Origin of the sequence: Streptomyces sp. NBC_01317, assembly GCF_035961655.1 — a bacterium.
Classification (GTDB): domain Bacteria; phylum Actinomycetota; class Actinomycetes; order Streptomycetales; family Streptomycetaceae; genus Streptomyces.
Map to the genome: position 1 here is coordinate 3,012,388 of NZ_CP108393.1, position 19,418 is coordinate 3,031,805.

The 19,418-nt window shown below is 71.1% G+C and carries 18 protein-coding genes; 8 read left to right on the forward strand and 10 right to left on the reverse strand.

The window, feature by feature from the left end; all coding sequences use genetic code 11:
• Positions 1 to 262: 262 nt before the first annotated feature.
• Positions 263 to 484: a hypothetical protein gene (locus tag OG349_RS12585; RefSeq protein WP_200692523.1), complete on the forward strand. Its 222-nt coding sequence runs from the start codon at positions 263 to 265 to the stop codon at positions 482 to 484.
• A gap of 71 nt (positions 485 to 555) precedes the next feature.
• Here OG349_RS12585 and OG349_RS12590 read toward each other — a convergent pair whose 3' ends face one another.
• The 4 genes from OG349_RS12590 to OG349_RS12605 all read right to left on the reverse strand — a co-directional run bounded on the left by OG349_RS12590 (position 556) and on the right by OG349_RS12605 (position 4,893).
• Complete coding sequence (locus OG349_RS12590) at positions 556 to 2,253, reverse strand: relaxase/mobilization nuclease domain-containing protein (protein ID WP_327234694.1); 1,698 nt, start codon at positions 2,251 to 2,253, stop codon at positions 556 to 558.
• Positions 2,243 to 2,812 carry a hypothetical protein gene (locus tag OG349_RS12595; RefSeq protein ID WP_327238550.1) on the reverse strand — a complete coding sequence of 190 codons (570 nt, stop codon included), beginning with the start codon at positions 2,810 to 2,812 and terminating at the stop codon, positions 2,243 to 2,245. Before OG349_RS12595 ends, OG349_RS12590 begins: the two co-directional genes overlap by 11 nt.
• Before the next feature lie 313 nt (positions 2,813 to 3,125).
• The gene (locus tag OG349_RS12600; protein ID WP_327234695.1) at positions 3,126 to 4,550 is read right to left on the reverse strand and encodes a DUF3631 domain-containing protein; all 1,425 of its coding nucleotides are present in this window, start codon (positions 4,548 to 4,550) and stop codon (positions 3,126 to 3,128) included.
• A 148-nt stretch (positions 4,551 to 4,698) separates the two neighbouring features.
• Positions 4,699 to 4,893 carry a helix-turn-helix transcriptional regulator gene (locus OG349_RS12605; RefSeq protein WP_265693247.1) on the reverse strand — a complete coding sequence of 65 codons (195 nt, stop codon included), beginning with the start codon at positions 4,891 to 4,893 and terminating at the stop codon, positions 4,699 to 4,701.
• A gap of 120 nt (positions 4,894 to 5,013) precedes the next feature.
• Between OG349_RS12605 and OG349_RS12610 the strand changes: the two genes are divergently transcribed.
• On the forward strand, positions 5,014 to 5,514 hold the full coding sequence (locus OG349_RS12610; RefSeq protein WP_018550280.1) for a helix-turn-helix transcriptional regulator: 501 nt from the start codon (positions 5,014 to 5,016) through the stop codon (positions 5,512 to 5,514).
• 24 nt (positions 5,515 to 5,538) lie between these two features.
• Complete coding sequence (locus OG349_RS12615; RefSeq protein WP_327234696.1) at positions 5,539 to 6,657, forward strand: tyrosine-type recombinase/integrase; 1,119 nt, start codon at positions 5,539 to 5,541, stop codon at positions 6,655 to 6,657.
• A 108-nt stretch (positions 6,658 to 6,765) separates the two neighbouring features.
• Here the strand turns inward: OG349_RS12615 and ychF are convergent, their stop codons facing one another.
• A complete protein-coding gene (ychF, locus tag OG349_RS12620; RefSeq protein WP_327234697.1) occupies positions 6,766 to 7,854 on the reverse strand; it encodes a redox-regulated ATPase YchF in 1,089 nt (362 codons plus the stop codon).
• 214 nt (positions 7,855 to 8,068) lie between these two features.
• On the opposite strand from ychF, the gene OG349_RS12625 reads away from it, so the two are divergent.
• Positions 8,069 to 8,683, forward strand: coding sequence for a DUF6542 domain-containing protein (locus tag OG349_RS12625; protein WP_327234698.1), 615 nt, complete (start codon positions 8,069 to 8,071; stop codon positions 8,681 to 8,683).
• A gap of 37 nt (positions 8,684 to 8,720) precedes the next feature.
• Here OG349_RS12625 and ppgK read toward each other — a convergent pair whose 3' ends face one another.
• Positions 8,721 to 9,458, reverse strand: a complete 738-nt coding sequence (gene ppgK, locus OG349_RS12630) for a polyphosphate--glucose phosphotransferase (protein ID WP_327234699.1) — start codon at positions 9,456 to 9,458, stop codon at positions 8,721 to 8,723.
• A 175-nt stretch (positions 9,459 to 9,633) separates the two neighbouring features.
• Complete coding sequence (locus OG349_RS12635) at positions 9,634 to 10,662, reverse strand: 4-hydroxy-3-methylbut-2-enyl diphosphate reductase (protein WP_327234700.1); 1,029 nt, start codon at positions 10,660 to 10,662, stop codon at positions 9,634 to 9,636.
• Positions 10,663 to 10,769: 107 nt separating this feature from the next.
• On the opposite strand from OG349_RS12635, the gene OG349_RS12640 reads away from it, so the two are divergent.
• The 3 genes from OG349_RS12640 (at position 10,770) to OG349_RS12650 (ending at position 15,285) form a co-directional block, all read left to right on the forward strand.
• The gene (locus OG349_RS12640) at positions 10,770 to 12,200 is read left to right on the forward strand and encodes an APC family permease (protein ID WP_442806379.1); all 1,431 of its coding nucleotides are present in this window, start codon (positions 10,770 to 10,772) and stop codon (positions 12,198 to 12,200) included.
• Between the two features lie 1,255 nt (positions 12,201 to 13,455).
• The gene (gene xseA / locus OG349_RS12645; RefSeq protein ID WP_327234702.1) at positions 13,456 to 14,664 is read left to right on the forward strand and encodes an exodeoxyribonuclease VII large subunit; all 1,209 of its coding nucleotides are present in this window, start codon (positions 13,456 to 13,458) and stop codon (positions 14,662 to 14,664) included.
• Between the two features lie 387 nt (positions 14,665 to 15,051).
• Positions 15,052 to 15,285, forward strand: a complete 234-nt coding sequence (locus OG349_RS12650) for an exodeoxyribonuclease VII small subunit (RefSeq protein WP_327234703.1) — start codon at positions 15,052 to 15,054, stop codon at positions 15,283 to 15,285.
• A 994-nt stretch (positions 15,286 to 16,279) separates the two neighbouring features.
• Here OG349_RS12650 and OG349_RS12655 read toward each other — a convergent pair.
• Positions 16,280 to 16,810: a DUF4245 domain-containing protein gene (locus OG349_RS12655; protein WP_327234704.1), complete on the reverse strand. Its 531-nt coding sequence runs from the start codon at positions 16,808 to 16,810 to the stop codon at positions 16,280 to 16,282.
• A gap of 142 nt (positions 16,811 to 16,952) precedes the next feature.
• Here OG349_RS12655 and glpX point away from each other — a divergent pair, with 142 nt between their 5' ends.
• On the forward strand, positions 16,953 to 17,984 hold the full coding sequence (gene glpX, locus OG349_RS12660) for a class II fructose-bisphosphatase (RefSeq protein WP_327234705.1): 1,032 nt from the start codon (positions 16,953 to 16,955) through the stop codon (positions 17,982 to 17,984).
• 70 nt (positions 17,985 to 18,054) lie between these two features.
• Here glpX and OG349_RS12665 read toward each other — a convergent pair whose 3' ends face one another.
• Positions 18,055 to 18,429 (reverse strand): WhiB family transcriptional regulator, encoded by a 375-nt coding sequence (locus OG349_RS12665; RefSeq protein ID WP_161309903.1) that lies wholly within the window; start codon positions 18,427 to 18,429, stop codon positions 18,055 to 18,057.
• A gap of 206 nt (positions 18,430 to 18,635) precedes the next feature.
• Positions 18,636 to 19,322 carry a DUF1707 SHOCT-like domain-containing protein gene (locus tag OG349_RS12670; RefSeq protein WP_327234706.1) on the reverse strand — a complete coding sequence of 229 codons (687 nt, stop codon included), beginning with the start codon at positions 19,320 to 19,322 and terminating at the stop codon, positions 18,636 to 18,638.
• Positions 19,323 to 19,418 lie beyond the last annotated feature (96 nt).

The window sequence follows — 19,418 nt, forward strand, 5'->3', positions numbered from 1 at the left end:
GGGGGTGGCAGGATCAGCGTCCTAACACCACACATCGGCGCTGTGAACTGGGCATCTTTGCGAGTCCACGGTCCACGTCATCTTGATTGTTCCAGGTGTCGTGTCATTCCCCTGGGGCGGTGCCTTGAGAGGGGTGCTTCTCCTGGGCGGGCCGCCTGTTCCTCGCGGAGCTTCTTTAGCGCTTCTTGGAGCCGACCGCGTTCGTTCTCGATCTCGTCCAGCCGAACGGCGTCGTAAAGGGCCGCGGCTACACTCCGACTTCATGACGACGATCTACAAGACCCAGGAGTGGAAAGGCCACGGGAAGCAGAACTACTACTGGAACGAGTACAGGCTCGAAGGCGACACCGTCGTCAAGTACAAGTGCCACCGGCAGAAGTTCTTCGACGGCGATGAGAACACCTGGCAGGAGGACGAATCGTTCCAGGAGTCCTGGGGACTTGACGAGCCGAGCATGCCCGACTGGCTGAGGCGGTATCTCTGATCGCACCCGTACCCCTGTAGCGCTGGAACGTACCCTCGCCACGCCTTGTGACGAGGGCATCTGACGGAGGGTTAGCGGTGCCGAATGCGCTCTTCGGGCCTTGTGGCCCTTGGTGTGGCCGGAGAGTGTGGCGTGGCGGACATGGGCGGCATTCCGCCGATCGTGCTTCGGCTGCGAGCGGCTTGCGTTCGCCGGTTCGGCTGAGCCGTGATGCGCCAGTTGAGGACCTCGGAGAGGTGCTCGGCGCTGTCGAGTTCCCACTGGGTGCCCACCTCGGCCAAGAGGCGTCGGGTGTTGTGGCCAGCGGTTTCGGCGTGGGCGAGGGTTGTGGTCAAGGCGGTCCAAGCGGGGTCGGCGAGGATCCGGTCGGCGTGGTCGGGGAGGGCCGCGCGGAGGTCCCGCTCGAAGCGGCGGGCGGTCTCGGCTCGTGGTGCGTGGCGGGTCAACTCTGCCAGGACGGGTGCGGCGGCCTGCTGGTAGCCGGCCTGGAGGTGGCGGAAGGCTTCGTCGGCTGCTGCGGCTTGCTGTTGGTGGCCGCGCTGCTCGTGCCACTTCGCGGCGGCTCGGGCCAGGTACACGGTGGCGAAGAGCAGGGCGATGGCGAGTCCGCCAGGTTTGTTGGAGGCGTAGGCGAGTTCCTTGGCGGCTTGGCGCAGAGCGTGGGCTGCTTCGTGGTCGGCGCGGGTGGCGGAGCGACGGGCGCGGTTGAACGCCGAGGCGGCTGCACGCAGCTCTGCGCGGTGCGGGCCGGGTGTGGCGCTGGCGATGTTGTAGAGGGCGTCGCCGAAAGCGGCGAGCTGGCCTTGGGCGGCCGCATCGTCATCGGAGTCGAGGACAGAGTGCGCCGTCTGTATCGCGGCGATGGTGTGCTCCCACGGCTCGCCAGGATCTGCCGCGAACCTGGGGCGGTCGGCTATCTCCTGGTCGGGGAGACGTTCGCGGAGCCGGTTAACGGAGAGGTCGGGGGCGAGCTTCGAGCCGCCGTACCAGACCGGTTCGCCGGCCGTGTTGGTGTCGCCGGGTGCGGCGAGGCTGTAGCCGATCACGTCGCCGCTTTCGGGGCCGAGGCGCGTCTTGACCTTGATGCCGAGGGACTGGAGCACGGTGAAGTAGTCGGCCTCCGTGTGCACGGCGGCGGCGACCGCGTAAGCCCGCTCGCGCAGCCACTGCCGTGCGGTAACGGTCTGGCCTTGGCGCTCGGCCTTGGCGCGTTCGGCGCCGGTGGGGGTTCGAGGTGCTGTGAGGTCGCCGGACTTCAGGCGGCGCAGACCGAATTCGGCTTCGATCCTGCGGCACTCGGCCTGGGCCCGTCGGCCGTCCTGGTGGGTGCGTGGGCGGCGTCCGTCGGCGCGGACGGTGGTGGCCATGATGTGGATGTGATCGTCGGCGTGGCGTACCGCGATCCATCGGCATGCCTTCTCGTCGCCGTCGGGGGCGATGCCCGTGGCGTGCACGACGCGGCGGGCGACTTCGGCCCACTCGGTGTCGGTGAGGTAGCGGTCGCCGGGGGCGGTGCGGACCGGGCAGTGCCAGACGTGCTGTGGTGGCTTCTTGCCGCCCAGCTCGCGGGTGCGCAGGTCGACGTGGTGGTCGAGTCGCCTGGCGAGCTGGGAGTAGGTGGCTTCCGGGGCGCGGCCGGGGTCGGGAGCACCGTTCATGTCCCAGGCGGCGACAATGTGGGGGTTGGTGTGCTCGTCGCGGCGGCCGGGGCCGAAGAGGTAGGCGATCAGTCCGCGGCTGTCGGAACCGGTGGAGACGTCAGGAACCATGAGTCGTGCCCTCCGTCAGGAGCCGGTCGATGAGGTGGAAGCTGTTCTGTGCTGCTTGCTCGACGCGGTCCAGTACCGTCTCGGCGCGCTCGGGGACGGTTCCACGGTTGATGGCTGCGGTGATCTGGTTGAGGTTGCCGCCGATGCGGTTCAGCGCGACGGTGTGCGCCTCGACGGCCTCGATCAGCGGGCGGAGGGGATCGTCCTCCGGGCTGCCGACCATCCCCGCCTTGCCCTGCGCGACGGCCAGAGCGGCGTCCCCGACGAATCCGGCGAACCTCTGACCGCGCTGGTGAGCGGCGGCGCTGATCACCTGGACCGCGGTACGCGTGAAGCGGATGGTCTTCTCCTGGTCGCGCTTCTCCACCGTGCGCTTGCGGTTCATCTGCGCGGGCAGGGCGGGGGCGTCGAGATCCCGCCAGGAGGGTTGTTCGACGGGCGGTGGGACATCGGTCGGTGTGCTGCGAGGAACGGAGTCGGCAGCAGGCTTGCGAGAGTCCTCAACTACCCCCTCCTCCGGCTCGGGCGCCCCCTGGCGCTCGGCCTTGTCCTCCGCCACCCCTGGGGCGGGGGCAAGCGCGGACGAAGCCTCGTTAGAGGCTCGTTCGCTCCAGCTTGCTGCTGGTCGTCGGGTGAGCCTGAACAGCTTCCTGCGGCGGCGGGAGGTGAGGTCGTCGGCGTTCGAATTTGGCATGGTGGTGCTCCGTCAGTCGTGAGGGGTGGTGTCGTCGCATCCGTCGCATCCGTCGCGTGGCTGGTCAGCACAGGTACGGAGATGGCCGCAGGTACGGATCGATCCGTAACGCCGAGGAGATCCGTCCCCGCGCTGACCTGCGCGGGGACGGATGCGACGGATTGATGCGGACCTGGAGTCAGCGAGCGGGCCTCGGGCCTGCGGGCCCACTGGGCGGGCCGGTGGGAAGCGACCCGGACGGAGGGGAGGACGGCTGGCCCTGGGCCGGCCGCGCGCGAGAGGACCTTCCGGCTGCGGAAACCGGTTCTCCGGGGGCAGGGCAGTAGCGGGCCCAGGCGTCCACGAACTGGTTGCGGGCGTACGCCTTGGCCTGCCGGCTGTTCTCGAACCGGTAGTTGGCCGGGCTGATACCGAAATCGCGCAGCAGATTCGCCAGGTGGTAGGCGTTCAACCCCTTCGTGCCGTACTCCGCCCACGGAGCCTCGGCGTCCTGGATCAGCACGGCGAGCAGGTCCTGGCTGCGCAGAGCCTCCTTGCCGCCCTCCTGGTCGAAGACGCGGCGGATGTCACGCAGCAGCCGCGTCTTCAACGTCGTCTGCTCGTCCTGGACCACCTCGTTGCGCGTCATCGCCAGACAGGCGGCACGAGCCCGCGCGGGCCAGTACCCCCCGGCGAGATCGGCGACGATGACGAGCGGCTCCCATGTCTCGGCGGCGCGGTCCTCGACGGGCATCTTCGGCACCGCGCCCGCGACGGTGCCGCGCTGCGGGACCAGCCAGCCGGCCAGCCGGTCGCGGAGCGTGTGCAGTTCCGGCACGGAGTACCGCGAACGGAACGGAGTTATCCGCTCGCCCGGCTTGCGCTTCTGCATGCGGATGACGATCGCGCGGTCCATGATCGTGTCCGGCAGGTCACCGATCCCGGCCAGCGCCGCCATCGCGAAGGTGGGGAACGCGGTCGGCTTGTGCTCCGGACCGGAGATCCGCCAGGCCGGCCGGTTGCGCTGGTGCCCGGCGTTCAGCAGGCCGCGCAGGTCCTCCTTGTCGCCCGCCTTGGGGCCGAAGATGGTGTCGGCCTCGTCCACCAGCAGCGTCGGCGGGTTCTTGCCGATGACGCGGAAGACGACGGCGGGGGAGGTGTTCACCGTCATCATCGGCTGGTGGACGGTCTCGTAGAGGACGTCCAGGAGGCGGGACTTGCCGCACCCCTTGGTCGGCCCGACCACCGCCAGCCGTGGCGCGTGTTGGAGGCCGGGCTGGATGTGGGAGGCCGCGACCCAGAGGGTGACCGCGGTCAGGGCCTCGTCGCTCGGCAGCACCACGTACCGCCCGATCGCCGTACGGAGGTCGTCCAGCAGCGCGCTGCCTGCGCCTGCCGGCCCGCCACCGTCTTGGGCTTCTGGTCCGTCTGGAGCAGGATTGCCTGCGCTGTCCGGCAAACCGGGTGTACTCCGATTCGGAGCATCGGAGGTCGCGCCTCCCATGTCGGGGCGTGGTTCCGTCCGCTCCTCGCGGTTCCGAGGCAGACCCTGGCCCGGGACTGCGATCGGTGGCCAGACAACACTGGATGCGTTCGAGGTGGCGGGGGACGTAGGGTCCTTCATAGACGTTCCTCTCGGGTGGGGGGCGAGACGGGCAAGGTCTCGCCCCCCACGGGTTCGTTCGTTCAGGGATGGGCGACGTGCAGGGGAATCTCCGGCCCTCGGCGTTGGCGCGCCGGGGGCCGTTGCTGTGTCTGGGCCTGTTGGTGGCTTATGAGGCCAGGCCCCAGTCCTCTCCGCCGTCGATCAGCGCGCGCTCGTAGCGCAGCAGTTCGGCCTCGGGGTAGAGCACCCGCTTGCCGACCTTGATGCCGCGGGGTCCCTTCTGGAGATGGCGCCAGTAGCGGACGGTGCTCTCGGCGGTGCGGTAGCGCTCGGCGACCTCGGCGGTGGTCAGGTATCGCATGCGTTCCCATTCGGCTAGGTGGCGATTCGATCTGCATAATCTGTACCTCATGATCGGCGGTTACCCAAATCGGGAAGCCCATGTTTCAATTCGGATAGCGATGGTCGCGAAGGAGGTTCGATGGCAAGCGAGAAGGCCGAGGGCGGCGAAGTGCCGCTGCTCTACAGCGAAGGCAACGTGGCGGGCCGCGTAGCCCTGGAGCGCGAAGTTAGAGGGTGGAGCACGACCGAACTGGCCGAGCGCGTGACCAGAGCCGGCGTGAAGATGAACCAGACGGCCGTCTGGCGCATCGAGAACGGCTCACCCCGCCGCCGGATCAACCTCGATGAGGCGCTCGCCTTCTCCCGCGTCTTCGAACTGCCCCTCGAAGAGCTCATGTCACCGCCCTTGGAAGGGCTCGACATCGACAGCCGACGGCTCGTCCAGGAAGCAGTAGAAGCGTTCTACGAAACTCGCGACGCCCGCGACCGCCTGCACCGCGCCGTGGTCGCCGTCGCCGACCACATCAAGGCACACCCCGACAGCTCACGCGCGATCAACGAGCAGTGCCTCCGCCTCATGGGCGACGAGCGGGACGCTCGCACCCTCACCAGCGACATCGAGGACGGCGGCCACTACTGACAACCAGCACAAAGGAGAAGCCACTTGGCGAACATCCAGAAGCGCCCCAACGGCAAATGGCGTGCCCGCTACCGCGACCTCGACGGCAAGGAGCACGCCCGCCACTTCGACCGCAAGATCGACGCCCAGCGCTGGCTCGACGAAGTCACGACCAGCGTGGTCACCGGGCAGTACGTCGACCCGCGCTCGGCGAAGAAGCCCTTCAAGGAGTACGCGGAGGAGTGGCGGGCCAGCCAGCCGCACCGGCCGTCGACGGCCAAGGCCGTAGCCCAGCACCTGCGTTGCTACGCCTACCCCGTCTGGGAGAAGCGAGCACTCGGCGCGATCAAGCCCGGTGACGTGCAGAGTTGGATCACCAGCCTGACGACCACCCACAAGCTCGCCGCGAGCACCTCCCGCACCGTCTTCAACACGGTCAACGCCGTCTTCCGGGCAGCGGTCCGCGACCGCATGATTCCGCACAACCCCTGCACTGACGCGAAACTGCCCTCCGTTCCGAGGAAGAAGGTCGTGCCCCTGGCCGTCGAGCAGGTGCGCACACTGGCCGAGGAGATACCCGGCCGCTACAGGGGCTTGGTCCTGCTGGGCGCTTGTACAGGGCTCCGCCCTGGCGAGCTCTTCGGTCTCCAGGTCCGGCACGTGGACCTGCTGCACGCCACTGTCTCAGTCGAGCAGCAGATCCAGCAGACCGCAAAGCACGGCGTGTACGTCTGCCCGCCCAAGACCGCTCGATCACACCGCACGGTCCCGCTCCCCCGCATAGCGGTGGATGCGATGAAGGCACACCTGCGGGACTTCCCCGCTGATGGGCCCGAGAGCTGGATCTTCACAGCGCCGCAGGGCGGGCCCGTGGTCTACACGCACTTCATGGACGGATCCTGGCGGCCTGCCTGTGCGAAGGCCGGCATCCCGAAGGGCACCGGCCCCCATGCCCTCCGGCATCACTACGCCAGCCTGCTGATCAAGCACGGCGAATCCGTGAAGACGGTCTCCGAGCGCCTCGGCCACACCAACGCGGCGATGACGCTGAACATCTACACCCACCTGTGGCCCGACTCCGAGGAGCGGACCCGGGCCGCCGTCGACAAGGCGTACGCGAACCAGTGCGCCGACGCCCAGCCGCAGGTCGACGAAGCGGCGTAGCCGCTCCCCCGCGTGCCGGACTGATCCAGCACGCTGCGGACTCTGTGCGGACCGCAAAGGCCGCCCAACCCACTCCGTCGCAGGTCAGACGGCCTTTCGCCGAACGTATTACACGTTGAAGCGGAACTCCACCACGTCGCCGTCCTGCATCACGTACTCCTTGCCCTCCATGCGCGCCTTGCCCGCCGCGCGGGCCTCGCCGACTGAGCCTGTGGTGACCAGGTCGTCGAAGGAGATGACCTCCGCCTTGATGAAGCCCTTCTGGAAGTCCGTGTGGATCACGCCGGCCGCTTCGGGGGCCGTGGCGCCCTTCTTGATCGTCCAGGCCCGGGATTCCTTGGGGCCCGCCGTCAGGTACGTCTGGAGGCCCAGGGTGCGGAAGCCGACGTGGGCGAGGGTGGCCAGGCCCGGTTCTTCCTGGCCTACCGACTGGAGGAGTTCCAGGGCCTCGTCGTCGTCCAGTTCCGCCAGGTCCGACTCCAGCTTGGCGTTGAGGAAGATGGCCTCGGCGGGGGCGACCAGGGCGCGCTGGGTGTCCTTGAAGGTGTCGTCCGTCAGCTCCTCCTCGTCCACGTTGAAGACGTAGAGGAACGGCTTGGCGGTGAGGAGGTGCAGGTCGTGGAGGGGTTCCGCCTTCTCCGTGCCCTGGACCAGGCCCGCCGAGAACAGCGTCTCGCCCTTCTCCAGGATGGCCTGCGCCTCCTCGATGGCCTTGACCTTCGGGAGGACGTCCTTCTTGATGCGCGACTCGCGCTGGAGGCGCGGGAGGACCTTCTCCACCGTCTGGAGGTCGGCGAGGATCAGCTCGGTGTTGATCGTCTCGATGTCGTCCTTCGGCGAGACCTTGCCGTCGACGTGGACCACGTTCTCGTCCTTGAAGGCCCGGATGACCTGGCAGATGGCGTCGGACTCGCGGATGTTCGCCAGGAACTTGTTCCCCAGGCCCTCCCCCTCCGAGGCGCCGCGCACGATGCCCGCGATGTCGACGAAGTCGACCGTCGCCGGGAGGATCTTCTGCGAGCTGAAGACCTCGGCGAGCTTGGTCAGGCGCGGGTCGGGGACGCCGACCACCCCGACGTTCGGCTCGATGGTGGCGAACGGGTAGTTGGCCGCCAGCACGTCGTTCTTGGTCAGGGCGTTGAACAGGGTCGACTTGCCGACATTCGGCAGGCCGACGATTCCGATCGTGAGCGACACGTTGGCGACTTCCTGGGGAGAGGGGAGAGAAGTGGAGAGGGTGAGTGGAGCGTGGGAAGCCCAGTTTACGGGCGGTGGTTCGCGCTCCACGACGGGTTCCCGGCGGTTCCCGGCCTCCCGCGACCCGCCCGTACGCCTCGAACGCAACGCCAAGCTCGCCCAAAGGGCGTGTCCCGTGCCGGATTCGTCCCCCTCCGCCGCCTACGTTGGTCCGGTGGACCAGCACAGGACACGTCAGCCCCAGCGCCGGACCAGGCCGGGGACACCCCCTCCGCCCCGGGGCGCCGTCGCGGAGGCCGCGAGCGTCCACCGGGTGCCGCCCGCGCCGGCACGCCGGGTGCCACCGGTCGTCGACACCCTGCGCGGTCTGCCCAACCCCCGGTTCACCGGGATCGGCGCGGGACTGTTCGCCACCGCCGTCATGCTGTTCGTCGCGTTCGTGGACGAGCTGCTGTTCGACGGGGCGCCCTTCCCGTACGGATTCATGTTCCTGCTGGTGAGCGGCGTGACAGCGCTCTGGGTGCGGGAGGCCGACCTGGTGACCGCGCCGATCGCCGTACCGATCGCCTTCGCCGTCGGTACGACCCCGATCGCCGGCGGTACGGGCGGGTTCGGCGGGAACGTCATGGCGGTCGTCACCGCGCTGGCCGTACACGCGGGCTGGCTGTACGGCGGCACACTCGTCGCCGGCCTCATCGCGTCCGTACGCAAGATCCGCCAGATGGGGCGCCGCCAGCTCGCCCGCGACGTGGCCGCCGCGGCAGCCGCGAACCGGGCCGCGGGGGCACACACGGCCGCCGTTCCTCGCAGGGCCGTACCGCGCGGGTAGGAGCACCTACCTCCGTGGGCGGTACGGCCCCGCCCGCCTACCTGCCCGCCGCCGTCATCGCCGCGCCCACGATCCCCGCGTTGTTCTGGAGCTCGGCCGGGACGATCTCCGCCTTGATGCCCTCGATCAGCGGAATGAACTTCTCCGCCTTACGGCTCACCCCGCCGCCGATGATGAACAGCTCGGGCGAGAACAGCATCTCCACGTGCGCCAGGTACTTCTGGACCCGGTGCGCCCAGTGGTGCCAGCTCAGGTCCTCGTCCTCCTTGGCCTTCGTCGACGCGTGCTTCTCCGCGTCGTGGCCGTGCAGCTCCAGGTGGCCCAGCTCGGTGTTGGGCACCAGCTTGCCGTCCACGAAGAGCGCGCTGCCGATGCCCGTACCGAACGTCAGCAGGAAAACCGTGCCCTTACGGCCCCGCCCGGCGCCGAAGGCCATCTCCGCGACCCCCGCCGCGTCGGCGTCGTTGAGGACGGTCACCCGGAGGTTCAGCTTGTCGCCGAGCAGCTGGCCGGCGTCGACGTCGATCCACTTCTTGTCGACGTTGGCGGCCGTACGGATCACGGAACCGGTCACCACCCCGGGGAAGGTGATGCCGACCGGACCCGACCAGCCGAAGTGCCGTACGACCTCGACCACGCCGTCCGCGACGCTCTCGGGCGTCGCGGGCTGCGGGGTGAGTACTTTGTGACGCGGTTCGACCAGGTCGCCGCGCTCCAGGTCCACGGGCGCGCCCTTGATCCCCGAGCCGCCGATGTCCACTCCGAAGACGTTCATGGACACAACGTTACGGGCAGACGACCGCCACGCGCGCCGTTACCCCTCGACCGTACGTACGGACTTCCCAGTCGAGCACATGTACGTACGGTCCGATCAGATGTACGTACGATCCGACCACGCGTGCGATCAATCCCCTACCACGCGTGCGATCAACTCCGTACCGCGTGTGCGCTCACTTCGCCGTCAGCGCCGCCGCCTCCGCGCGCAGGTCCCGCCGCAGCTCCTTCGGCAGCGAGAACACGATCGACTCCTCCGCCGCCTTCACGATCTCGACGTCCTCGAAGCCACGCTCCGACAGGTACTCCAGGACGCCCTCGACCAGCACCTCGGGAACGGACGCCCCCGACGTGAGACCGACCGTCTCCACGCCGTCGAGCCAGGCTTCCTCGATCTCGTCGGCCGCGTCCACCAGGTACGAGGCGCGCGCGCCGGCGCCGAGGGCGACCTCGACCAGGCGGACGGAGTTGGACGAGTTCTTGGAGCCGACGACGATGACCAGGTCCGCGTCCGCGCCCATCTGCTTGACCGCGATCTGGCGGTTCTGCGTCGCGTAGCAGATGTCGTCGCTGGGCGGCGAGATCAGCAGCGGGAACTTCTCCTTGAGCCGGTCGACCGTCTCCATGGTCTCGTCCACGGACAGCGTGGTCTGGGAGAGCCAGACGATCTTCGACTCGTCGCGGACCTTCACGTTGGCCACGTCGTCCGGGCCGTCGACCAGCGTGATGTGGTCCGGGGCCTCGCCCGACGTACCGATGACCTCTTCGTGGCCGTCGTGGCCGATGAGGAGGATGTCGTAGTCCTCGCTCGCGAAGCGGACGGCCTCCTTGTGGACCTTGGTGACGAGGGGGCAGGTCGCGTCGATGGTGGCGAGGTTGCGGCGGGCCGCCTCCTCGTGGACGACCGGGGCCACGCCGTGCGCGGAGAACATGACGATCGATCCCTCGGGGACCTCCGCCGTCTCCTCGACGAAGATGGCGCCCTTCTTCTCCAGGGTCCGTACGACGTACTTGTTGTGGACGATCTCGTGCCGGACGTAGATGGGCGCGCCGTACTGCTCCAGCGCCTTCTCGACGGCGATCACGGCACGGTCCACCCCCGCGCAGTAACCACGGGGGGCGGCGAGCAGGACGCGTTTGCCGGCGCGGCGCGCGGCGTCTCCACTGGGGGTGGCGGCGGGCGACGGGCGGGACGTGTCAGTCATGCGTCCCATCGTAAGGCCGCCCAGAACAGGCGGGGGGTCGCCCTTGGACCCGACACTGGGCCTACGTGACGGGTACGTCACGGGTACGTGACGTACGGAGGGACCCGATGGGCGGCACCGGCGACACCGGCGGGCACACCGACGGCGGCGAGGACGGAGGGCCGTCGGCCGGTGGACCCGTGTGGGGCGGCGGGGCGGAGAGCCTGCGGGAGCCGGCCGGCGGGCAGCTGCGGCGGACGCTCGGGTTCCGCGACCTCGTCGTGTACGGGCTGCTGTTCATCGCCCCGATGGCCCCCGTCGGCGTGTTCGGGACGCTCGACGCGAAGTCGCACGGGGCGGTGGCGCTGGTGTACGTGGTGGCGACGGTCGCCATGGCGTTCACCGCGTTCAGCTACGCCCAGATGGTCCGGGTGGCCCCGCAGGCCGGGTCCGTCTTCAACTACGCGCGCAAGGGGCTCGGCGAGGGGCCGGGGTTCATCGCCGGGTGGATGGCGATGCTCGACTACCTGCTGATCCCGGCGGTGGCGTACCTCTTCGCGGGGATCGCGATGGAGGCGCTGGTCCCGTCCGTGGACCGGTGGGTGTGGACGTCGATCGCGGTCGTGGTCACCACGCTGCTCAACCTGTGGGGCGTACGGGCGGCGGCGCGGGTCGGGATGGCGGTGCTGGCGCTGGAGATCGTGGTGCTGCTGATCTTCGTGGTGGCGGCGGTCGTGGTGCTGGCCCAGGACGGGGCGACACGCGGCTGGTCCACGCCGTTCACCAGTGACCGGGGGTTCTCGCTGACGGCGGTCATCGGGGGGGTGTCGGTCGCGGTGCTCTCGTACCTGGGCTTCGACGCGATCGCCTCCTTCGCCGAGGAGGTGACGGGCGGCTCGCGGAAGGTGGCGCGGGCGGTGCTGTTCTGCCTGGTGCTGGCGGGGGTGCTGTTCATCGCGCAGACGTATCTGGTGGCGCTGCTGGAGCCGGTCGGCTCCGCACGACTGGCGGCCGATCCGGCCGCCCAGGGCACGGCGTTCTACGACGCGGTGGATTCGGCGGTCGGCACGTGGCTGCACGACCTGGTGGCGTCCAGCAAGGCGATCGGCGCGGCGTTCGCCGCGCTGGCGGGTCAGGCGGCGGCGGGGCGGCTGCTGTTCGCGATGGGCCGCGAGCGCCGACTGCCGCGCGGCCTGTCCCGTACGGACTCGGGCGTGCCCCGGGTGGCCCTGCTGCTGGCGGCCGTGGTGACGCTGGGGGCGGCGGTGTGGGCGGCGCAGCGGGGCGACGGCCTGGACAAGCTGGTGTCGGTGGTCAACATCGGGGCGCTGTCGGCGTTCGTGCTGCTGCACGCGTCGGTGGTGGGGTGGTTCGCGGTACGACGCGCGGAGGGGGCGCCGCGGTGGTTCCGGCATGTGGTGCTGCCGGTGGTGGGGGCGGGAATCCTGGTGGCGGTGATCGTGGAGGCGTCGGGGACGGCACAGGTGGTGGGGGCGATCTGGCTGGCGGTGGGGTTGGCGGTGCTGGTGGGGCAGCGGGGGCGGGTGGGGGCGGGGTGACGTTGGTCTGACGTGGCCTGGCGTGGGGCGCGTTCGAGGTCGCGCTGACGGGGGCGGGTCTCGTGGACGCCGACGTGGCCGGGCGGGTCGGCTGACGCGGTGGAGCGTGTGTGGAGGGTGCAGGGAGGCGGGTCGGGCGGGCCCGGGTAGGCCGTGCAGGCGGCCGACTGATGGCCGCGCGGGAGCACCCGTACCCCTGCTGCCGGGCTGGCCGCGCGCACGGAGGCAGCCCGGGCGCCACACTCACGCCGTGCAGGCGACCCGCTCATGCCCCTCCTTGCTCTGGCTGAAGCCGCGCAACGGCCTCACAGGCGCCGTCCGGGCGCCACGCTGGCGGTCCGGGCGGCCTGCTGACGCGGTGTCGTCGGCCCGCATACGCCATCCAGGCGGATGACCCGGGCCGCGCGGGCGCGCACAGAGGCGACCCAGGAACGTACGGACGCCGTGGGGCTGTCCATGGACGCGGTCCGGCTGGTCCGCACACGCCGCTCAGGCGGGGAGGACCGGGGCCGCACGGACGCACGGCTGCGGCCCGGACGCCATGCCGGCGCCGTACGGGCGAGGGGCCTCCCCCGTCAGGGAGGCCCGCTGAAGCCCCGCGCGACCACCCGTACCGCTGCTGCCGCGCTGGCGCGCCGCACGGAAGGGGCCAGGCGCCATGCCGGGCGCCGTGGGTCCGTCCGGACGCGGTCCCGCCGGACCCGTACACGCCGCTCAGCCGGGGACGGCCCGGGCCGCCGCACGGACGCACGCTCAGAAGCGACCCCGGCGCCTTACTGACGCCGTCCGGGCGGCGTGCTGACGCCGTGTCGGCGGCCCGCACAAGCCGCCCAGGCGGACGCCCCGGGCCGCATGGGCGCGCACGGAAGCGACCCGGGCGCCGTACTGACGCCGCAGGGCCCTCCGCAGACACGGTCCGGCCGACCCGCACACGCCGTCCAGGCGGACGGCCCGGGCCGTCCGGGCGCGCGCATGGAAGCGGTTGGGGCGCCATGCTGGCGCCGTTGGGTGGGCCGTCCACGGATATGGTCCGGTCGACCCCGTCCCCGGGCGGACGGCCTGGACCGCGTCGGCGCGTGCACGGAGGCGGCCCGGCGCCGTGCGGGCGAGTCGTCCACGCCCGTCCGGGCGGACGGCTGAAGCCGCGCGGGGGCCTCACCAGCGCTGCCCCGGCGCCCCGGCCACGCCGCCGGACGTGCCGCTCACGTCCTGCGGGCGCCCGGTGATGTCAGAGGCTGCCGATACGCTCCTCGGTATGGCTCTCAACACGTCCGCGGACGCCCCGCTGCCCGTCGGTGAGGTGTCGCGGCTCATCGGTGGGTGGATCGACCGGCTCGGGGCCGTCTGGGTCGAGGGTCAGATCACGCAGCTCTCGCGCAGACCGGGCGCGGGGGTGGTCTTCCTGACGCTGCGCGACCCGTCGTACGACATCTCGGTGGGGGTGACGTGCTACCGCCAGGTGTTCGACGCCATCGCCGATGTGGTCTCGGAGGGCGCGCGGGTCGTGGTGCAGGCCAAGCCGGAGTGGTACGCGCCGCGGGGGCAGCTGTCGCTGCGGGCCACGGAGATACGGCCGGTCGGCATCGGCGAACTGCTCGTGCGGCTGGAGCGGTTGAAGCAGGCTCTGGGCGCGGAGGGGCTGTTCGCGGCCGACCGCAAGAAGCCGCTGCCGTTCCTGCCGCAGCTGATCGGGCTGGTCTGCGGCCGGGCGTCGGCGGCCGAGCGGGACGTGCTGGAGAACGCGCGGCGGCGGTGGCCCGCCGTCCGCTTCGAGGTGCGCAACACCGCCGTGCAGGGCGTGAACGCGGTGGCGCAGGTCGTGGCGGCGGTCGAGGAGCTGGACGCGCTGCCGGAGGTCGACGTGATCGTGGTGGCGCGCGGCGGCGGGAGCGTGGAGGATCTGCTGCCGTTCTCGGACGAGCAGTTGGTAAGGGCGGTGGCCGCGTGCCGGACGCCGGTGGTCTCCGCGATCGGGCACGAGCCGGACTCCCCTCTGCTCGACCTGGTGGCGGACGTCCGGGCGTCGACGCCGACGGACGCGGCGAAGAAGGTCGTGCCGGACGTCGGCGAGGAGCTGGACCGGGTGCAGGCGCTGCGGGACCGCGCGCTGCGGACGGTACGGGGGCTGCTCGACCGGGAGGAGCGCGGCCTCGCCCACGCGCTCGGCCGGCCGGTGATGGAGTGGCCGCAGCGGATGGTCACGGACCGCGCCGCCGAGGTGGACGCGCTGGCGGACCGGTCGCGGCGGGTGCTGCGGCATCTGCTGGACCGCGCGGACTCGGAACTGTCGCACACGCGCGCACGCGTGGTGGCGCTCTCGCCGGCCGCGACGCTGGAGCGGGGGTACGCGGTGCTCCAGCGTCCCGACGGGACGGTCGTACGGTCTCCCGAGGACGTCACCGCGGGCGAGGAGCTGCGGGCGCGGGTGGCGAAGGGGGACTTCACGGTGCGGGTCGCGGAGTGAGCGGGTCCTACCGGGTCGAGGCCGTGGGCGCCGTGGGCGCCGTGGGCGCCGTGGGCGCCGTGGGCGCCGTGGGCGCCGTGGGCGCCGTGGGCGCCGTGGGCGCCGTGGGCGCCGTGGGCGCCGTGGGCGCCGTGGGCGCCGTGGGCGCCGTGGGCGCCGTGGGCGCCGTGGGCGCGGCCCGCGAGGCCCGCGCCACGGATGGCGCCCGTCTCACCGGTCCCGCCCGGCCGGCCGGCACCGTCCGAGGGACCTATCTCGCGCGCGCCCTCCGTACCGCTGCCGCGGTCCGCCCGGACCGTTCCGGACGCTCGACTTGTTCCACCGGGCCGGCTCACCCGCCGGTTCGCCTGTCGGCTCGTACGCCGGCCCGTATGGAGGATGGATCGCATGGCCACGACGGATGAGAAAGCCGCGCTCGGCTACGAGCAGGCACGGGACGAGTTGATCGAGGTCGTGCGCCGACTGGAGGCGGGCGGGACGACGCTGGAGGACTCGCTGGCGCTCTGGGAGCGGGGCGAGGAGCTGGCGAAGGTGTGCCGCCGCTGGCTGGAGGGCGCCCGCGCCCGCCTGGACGCGTCCTTGGCGGATGACACCACCGGCTCCGAGCCGGGCGAGGGCTGACCGAGCCGACCGGGGAACTCGGCGGACCGGGAGGACTGGCGGATCGAGAGCGAATCAGTCGGTCGCGCGAACACCCGTCGGCGCCCAGGACCGCCGACCCTGTGCGTGTCCAGCCGGTCGGCCGTGCGTCCCGGCCGGCGCCGGCGGGCATCAACGCGACGAGCGGCATCGGCCCACCGCCAGGAGCGGCCCCCGGCCGCCAGGACCGGCGACAGACGGGCCGCCCACGCGAGCACCGGCCGGGCCCCCATCCGATGGGGGCCACCAGCCGATCGGCCGTGAGTCGCGGCTGTGCGCCGACAGGCGTCGGCACACGGCGACCGGCGACCGGCGTCAGCCCACCGCAAACAACGGCAGCCGGCCACGAAGACCACCGAGGACCGCCCACCCCCGGGGTCGGCCGAGCGGGCGGGCGTCCATGTCAACCGGCGGCAAGGAGACAACCCGAGACCGTCACGCCACAGCGACCGGCGTCAGCCTGCGGCAAGGAGTGGCAGTCGGCCGCCCGGAACGCCAACAGATCGGCCGCCCGCGCGAGCGCCGACCCGAGGGGCAGCCGGTCAAGCTTGAGTGCCGGCCGCCGTCAGCCCGCAGGATCGGCGTCGGCCGACGGCAAAGGAGCGGTCGCCGCCCGCGCGAACACCGGCCGACGGCGAGGGCGCGCCGGTCCGAGGGGCCACCGGGCGGGCGGGCCAACCAACCGAAAGGAGCCAACCCAAGGCCATCACGCGCGCGGCGGCCGGCGCCGGCCTGCGGCGAGAACTGGCCCCCGGCCACTAAGAGCGCGGGCAACCAGCGGCCGCCGGCGGCGCGGAAACAACCCGCGCCGTCGCGCCCGCAGCGGCCGGCGCCGCCCTCGGCCTGCGGCAAGAAGCGGCAGCCGAGGACAAGGCGTCGCGGCCCGCCGCGAAGAAGCCGTCCGCTGCGGAGAGGCCGTCTGCCGCGAAGAACACCGACAGACAGGGACGCCCCCAGAGCACCCGCAGCGACCGCGTCAGCCCGCCGCCGGGTCCGTCCCCAGCGCCGCCGCCATCTGCGCCAGGCGTTCGTACGACGCCGTGCCCGTGACCACCGTCGTCGCGCCCGCCTCCGTGCGGACCAGCGCGTCGTACTTCGGGCCGTCCCAGCGCTGCCACGTCTCGCCGGCCACCTCCTGGGTCCTGCCGGTGTTCTCGGCCCGCTGCGTGACGCCCGTGACGTACTTCTTCGCCGGCATCGTGGACTGCTCCACGGCGACGTACTCCCCGTCGGGGTCCAGGTAGCCGAGATGCCACGCGTCCGCGTTCTGCCGCTCGTACGAGACCGACGTGGGCTTCCAGCCGCCCGTCAGGCCCGTCGGCGCCACCACGGGGTACGGGGCCGCGCGCCGCGCCGTGAGGAGTTCGACGCGGTAGTCGACCGCCCGGACCGGGTCGGCCTTCTCGTCGTGCGGGATGAACACGTAGATCACGGCGACTACCGCGCCGATGACCACCATCGACAGGAACATGTCCCGTACGGACTGTCTGCCTCGCTTCTCTGCCACGGCTCTCTCCTCTGCCACGGCCCCATCGTCGCATCACGCCCACGCCGCTCATCCGTGGGCCCCACTGCTCAATCTGTCGATGTGCAGATAGAGTCGTATCACCCTCTTTTCCGGTCGTCACCGCACAGAAAGGTGCGCTCCGATGTCCGACAGTCAGCTGCCGCCCCCGCTGGAAGTGTCTCCCGAAGCCCCCGACCGCAACCTGGCGCTGGAGCTGGTCCGGGTCACCGAGGCGGCCGCCATGGCGGCCGGCCGGTGGGTCGGGCGCGGTGACAAGAACGGTGCCGACGGCGCCGCGGTCAACGCCATGCGCACGCTCGTCTCCACGGTGTCCATGAACGGCCTCGTGGTCATCGGTGAGGGCGAGAAGGACGAAGCCCCGATGCTGTTCAACGGCGAGCACGTCGGCGACGGCACCGGCGCCGAGGTCGACATCGCCGTGGACCCCATCGACGGTACGACCCTGAACGCCAAGGGCATGCCCAACGCGATCGCCGTGCTGGCCGCCGCCGACCGGGGCGCGATGTTCGACCCGTCCGCCGTCTTCTACATGGACAAGCTCGTGACCGGCCCCGAGGCCGCCGACTTCGTCGACATCAACGCGCCTGTGTCCGTCAACATCCGCCGCGTCGCCAAGGCCAAGCGCGTCTCCCCCGAGGACCTCACGGTCGTGGTCCTCGACCGGCCCCGCCACGACACCGTCGTGCGGGAGATCCGCGAGACCGGCGCCATGATCAAGTTCATCTCGGACGGCGACGTGGCCGGTTCGATCATGGCTGCCCGCGACGGTACGGGGGTCGATCTGCTGCTGGGCATCGGCGGGACCCCCGAGGGCATCATCTCCGCGTGCGCCATCAAGTGCCTGGGCGGCGTCATCCAGGGCAAGTTGTGGCCCAAGGACGACGAGGAGCGCAGGCGGGCGATCGACGCCGGACACGACCTGGACCGTGTCCTGTCCACCGACGACCTGGTCAGCGGTGACAACGTCTTCTTCGTCGCCACCGGCATCACGGACGGTGAACTGCTGCGCGGGGTCCGCTACCGCTCGGAGACCGCGACGACACAGTCCCTCGTCATGCGCTCCAAGTCCGGCACGATCCGTCAGATCGACTCGACCCACCGGCTGTCGAAACTGCGCGCCTACAGCGCCATCGACTTCGACCGCGCCAAGTAGGACGATCAGCCCGTCGTCAGGGGCGCCCCGCGTGCGCGGCGGGGCGCCCCTTTCCGTGCGGTACGGGCGCTCAGCCCGCCGCCGCGATGTGGTCGTTCGCCGCCGCGGCCGTCCTCAGCTCCACCTCACGCCGTCTGCGCCGCGCCAGCACCACGCGGCGCTCGGCGGCGGTGAGGCCGCCCCACACGCCGTACGGCTCCGGCTGGAGCAGCGCGTGCTCCCGGCACTCGACCATGACCGGACAGCGGCCACACACGCGCTTGGCGGACTCCTCACGCGACAGCCGTGAGGCGGTCGGCTCCTTGGAAGGGGCGAAGAACAACCCGGCTTCGTCCCGGCGGCATACCGCCTCCGAGTGCCAGGGGCCTGCCTGATCCTCCCGGGCGGGACTCCGCGGGGACGGTACGGCGGCGACCTGCAAGGGCTGGTGCGGCGGATGCGGCACGGGTCTACTCCTGACGACGGCTTCGCGAGCGAGAGACGATGCAGCAGTCCTTACCCGCTGTACGCGCCGCTATGCACTGCGTGGCACGCGGTTCCGGAGTCCGGAACGCGGTGCGGAATTCCGGACGCGTAACCACAACCGGACACCTTTGGCCGGAAAACATCGCACCGGACCAGCCTCCCCAGCCCACCAGGCTCCAGCGCCCCTCAGTGCCCGAGGTGCCTCCGGGACCGCCGGTGCAGATCGGTGATCCACTTGCCGCGCTTGGGCTTGGCCTCGACGTTCCCGAACACCGAATAGCCGTTCACGATGACCACCGGCGCGTCGGGATCGGCGGCCTCCAGCGTCAGGACCTCGAAGTTGCCGAAGACGCCGGTGCCGTTGCCGCGCAGGGAGATGTTCTCGGGGACGCGGACCTCGACATTGCCGAAAATGGACGTCGCGTTGATCACGGTTGTCCGCTGCCCGAAGAGCGCTTCCGTGAGATCGATCTCCACATTTCCGAAGAGCGCGAACGCGCGCGTGCTCCGGCCGATGCGCCAGCGGCCCTTCCGGGTCGAGCTGCTGAACACCGCGACGAGGCTCTCGGCGGGCGCCGTCGGGTCGTCGGGGCCGTAGCCGTACGCCCGGCCGCCCGGGACCGGGGAGCCGGCGGCGTCCCCGGTGCCGGCCCCTGCCACCGGCAAGTCCCGTACCAGCGGTTGCAGTTCACCCAGGGTCTTCGCGCGGTAGACGGCGTCGATCCGGTCGGAATGTTCCTCGGCGTCCAGACGGCCCTCCGCCAGGGCCTCCCGGAGGATGTCCGCGATCCGGTCTCGGTCGGCGTCGGAGGCCCGGATACCCGCGGGCTCCACCGGTGCGACCGGCTTCTGGGAGTGCTTTTCGAGGTCCACACCCTCAGGGTAGCGAAACGCGATAGATCGCGACCAGAGGCAGTCCGCGGCGCGGACCACGAGACGGCGGCCGGGCGGCCCGCAAGCCGCCTCGCG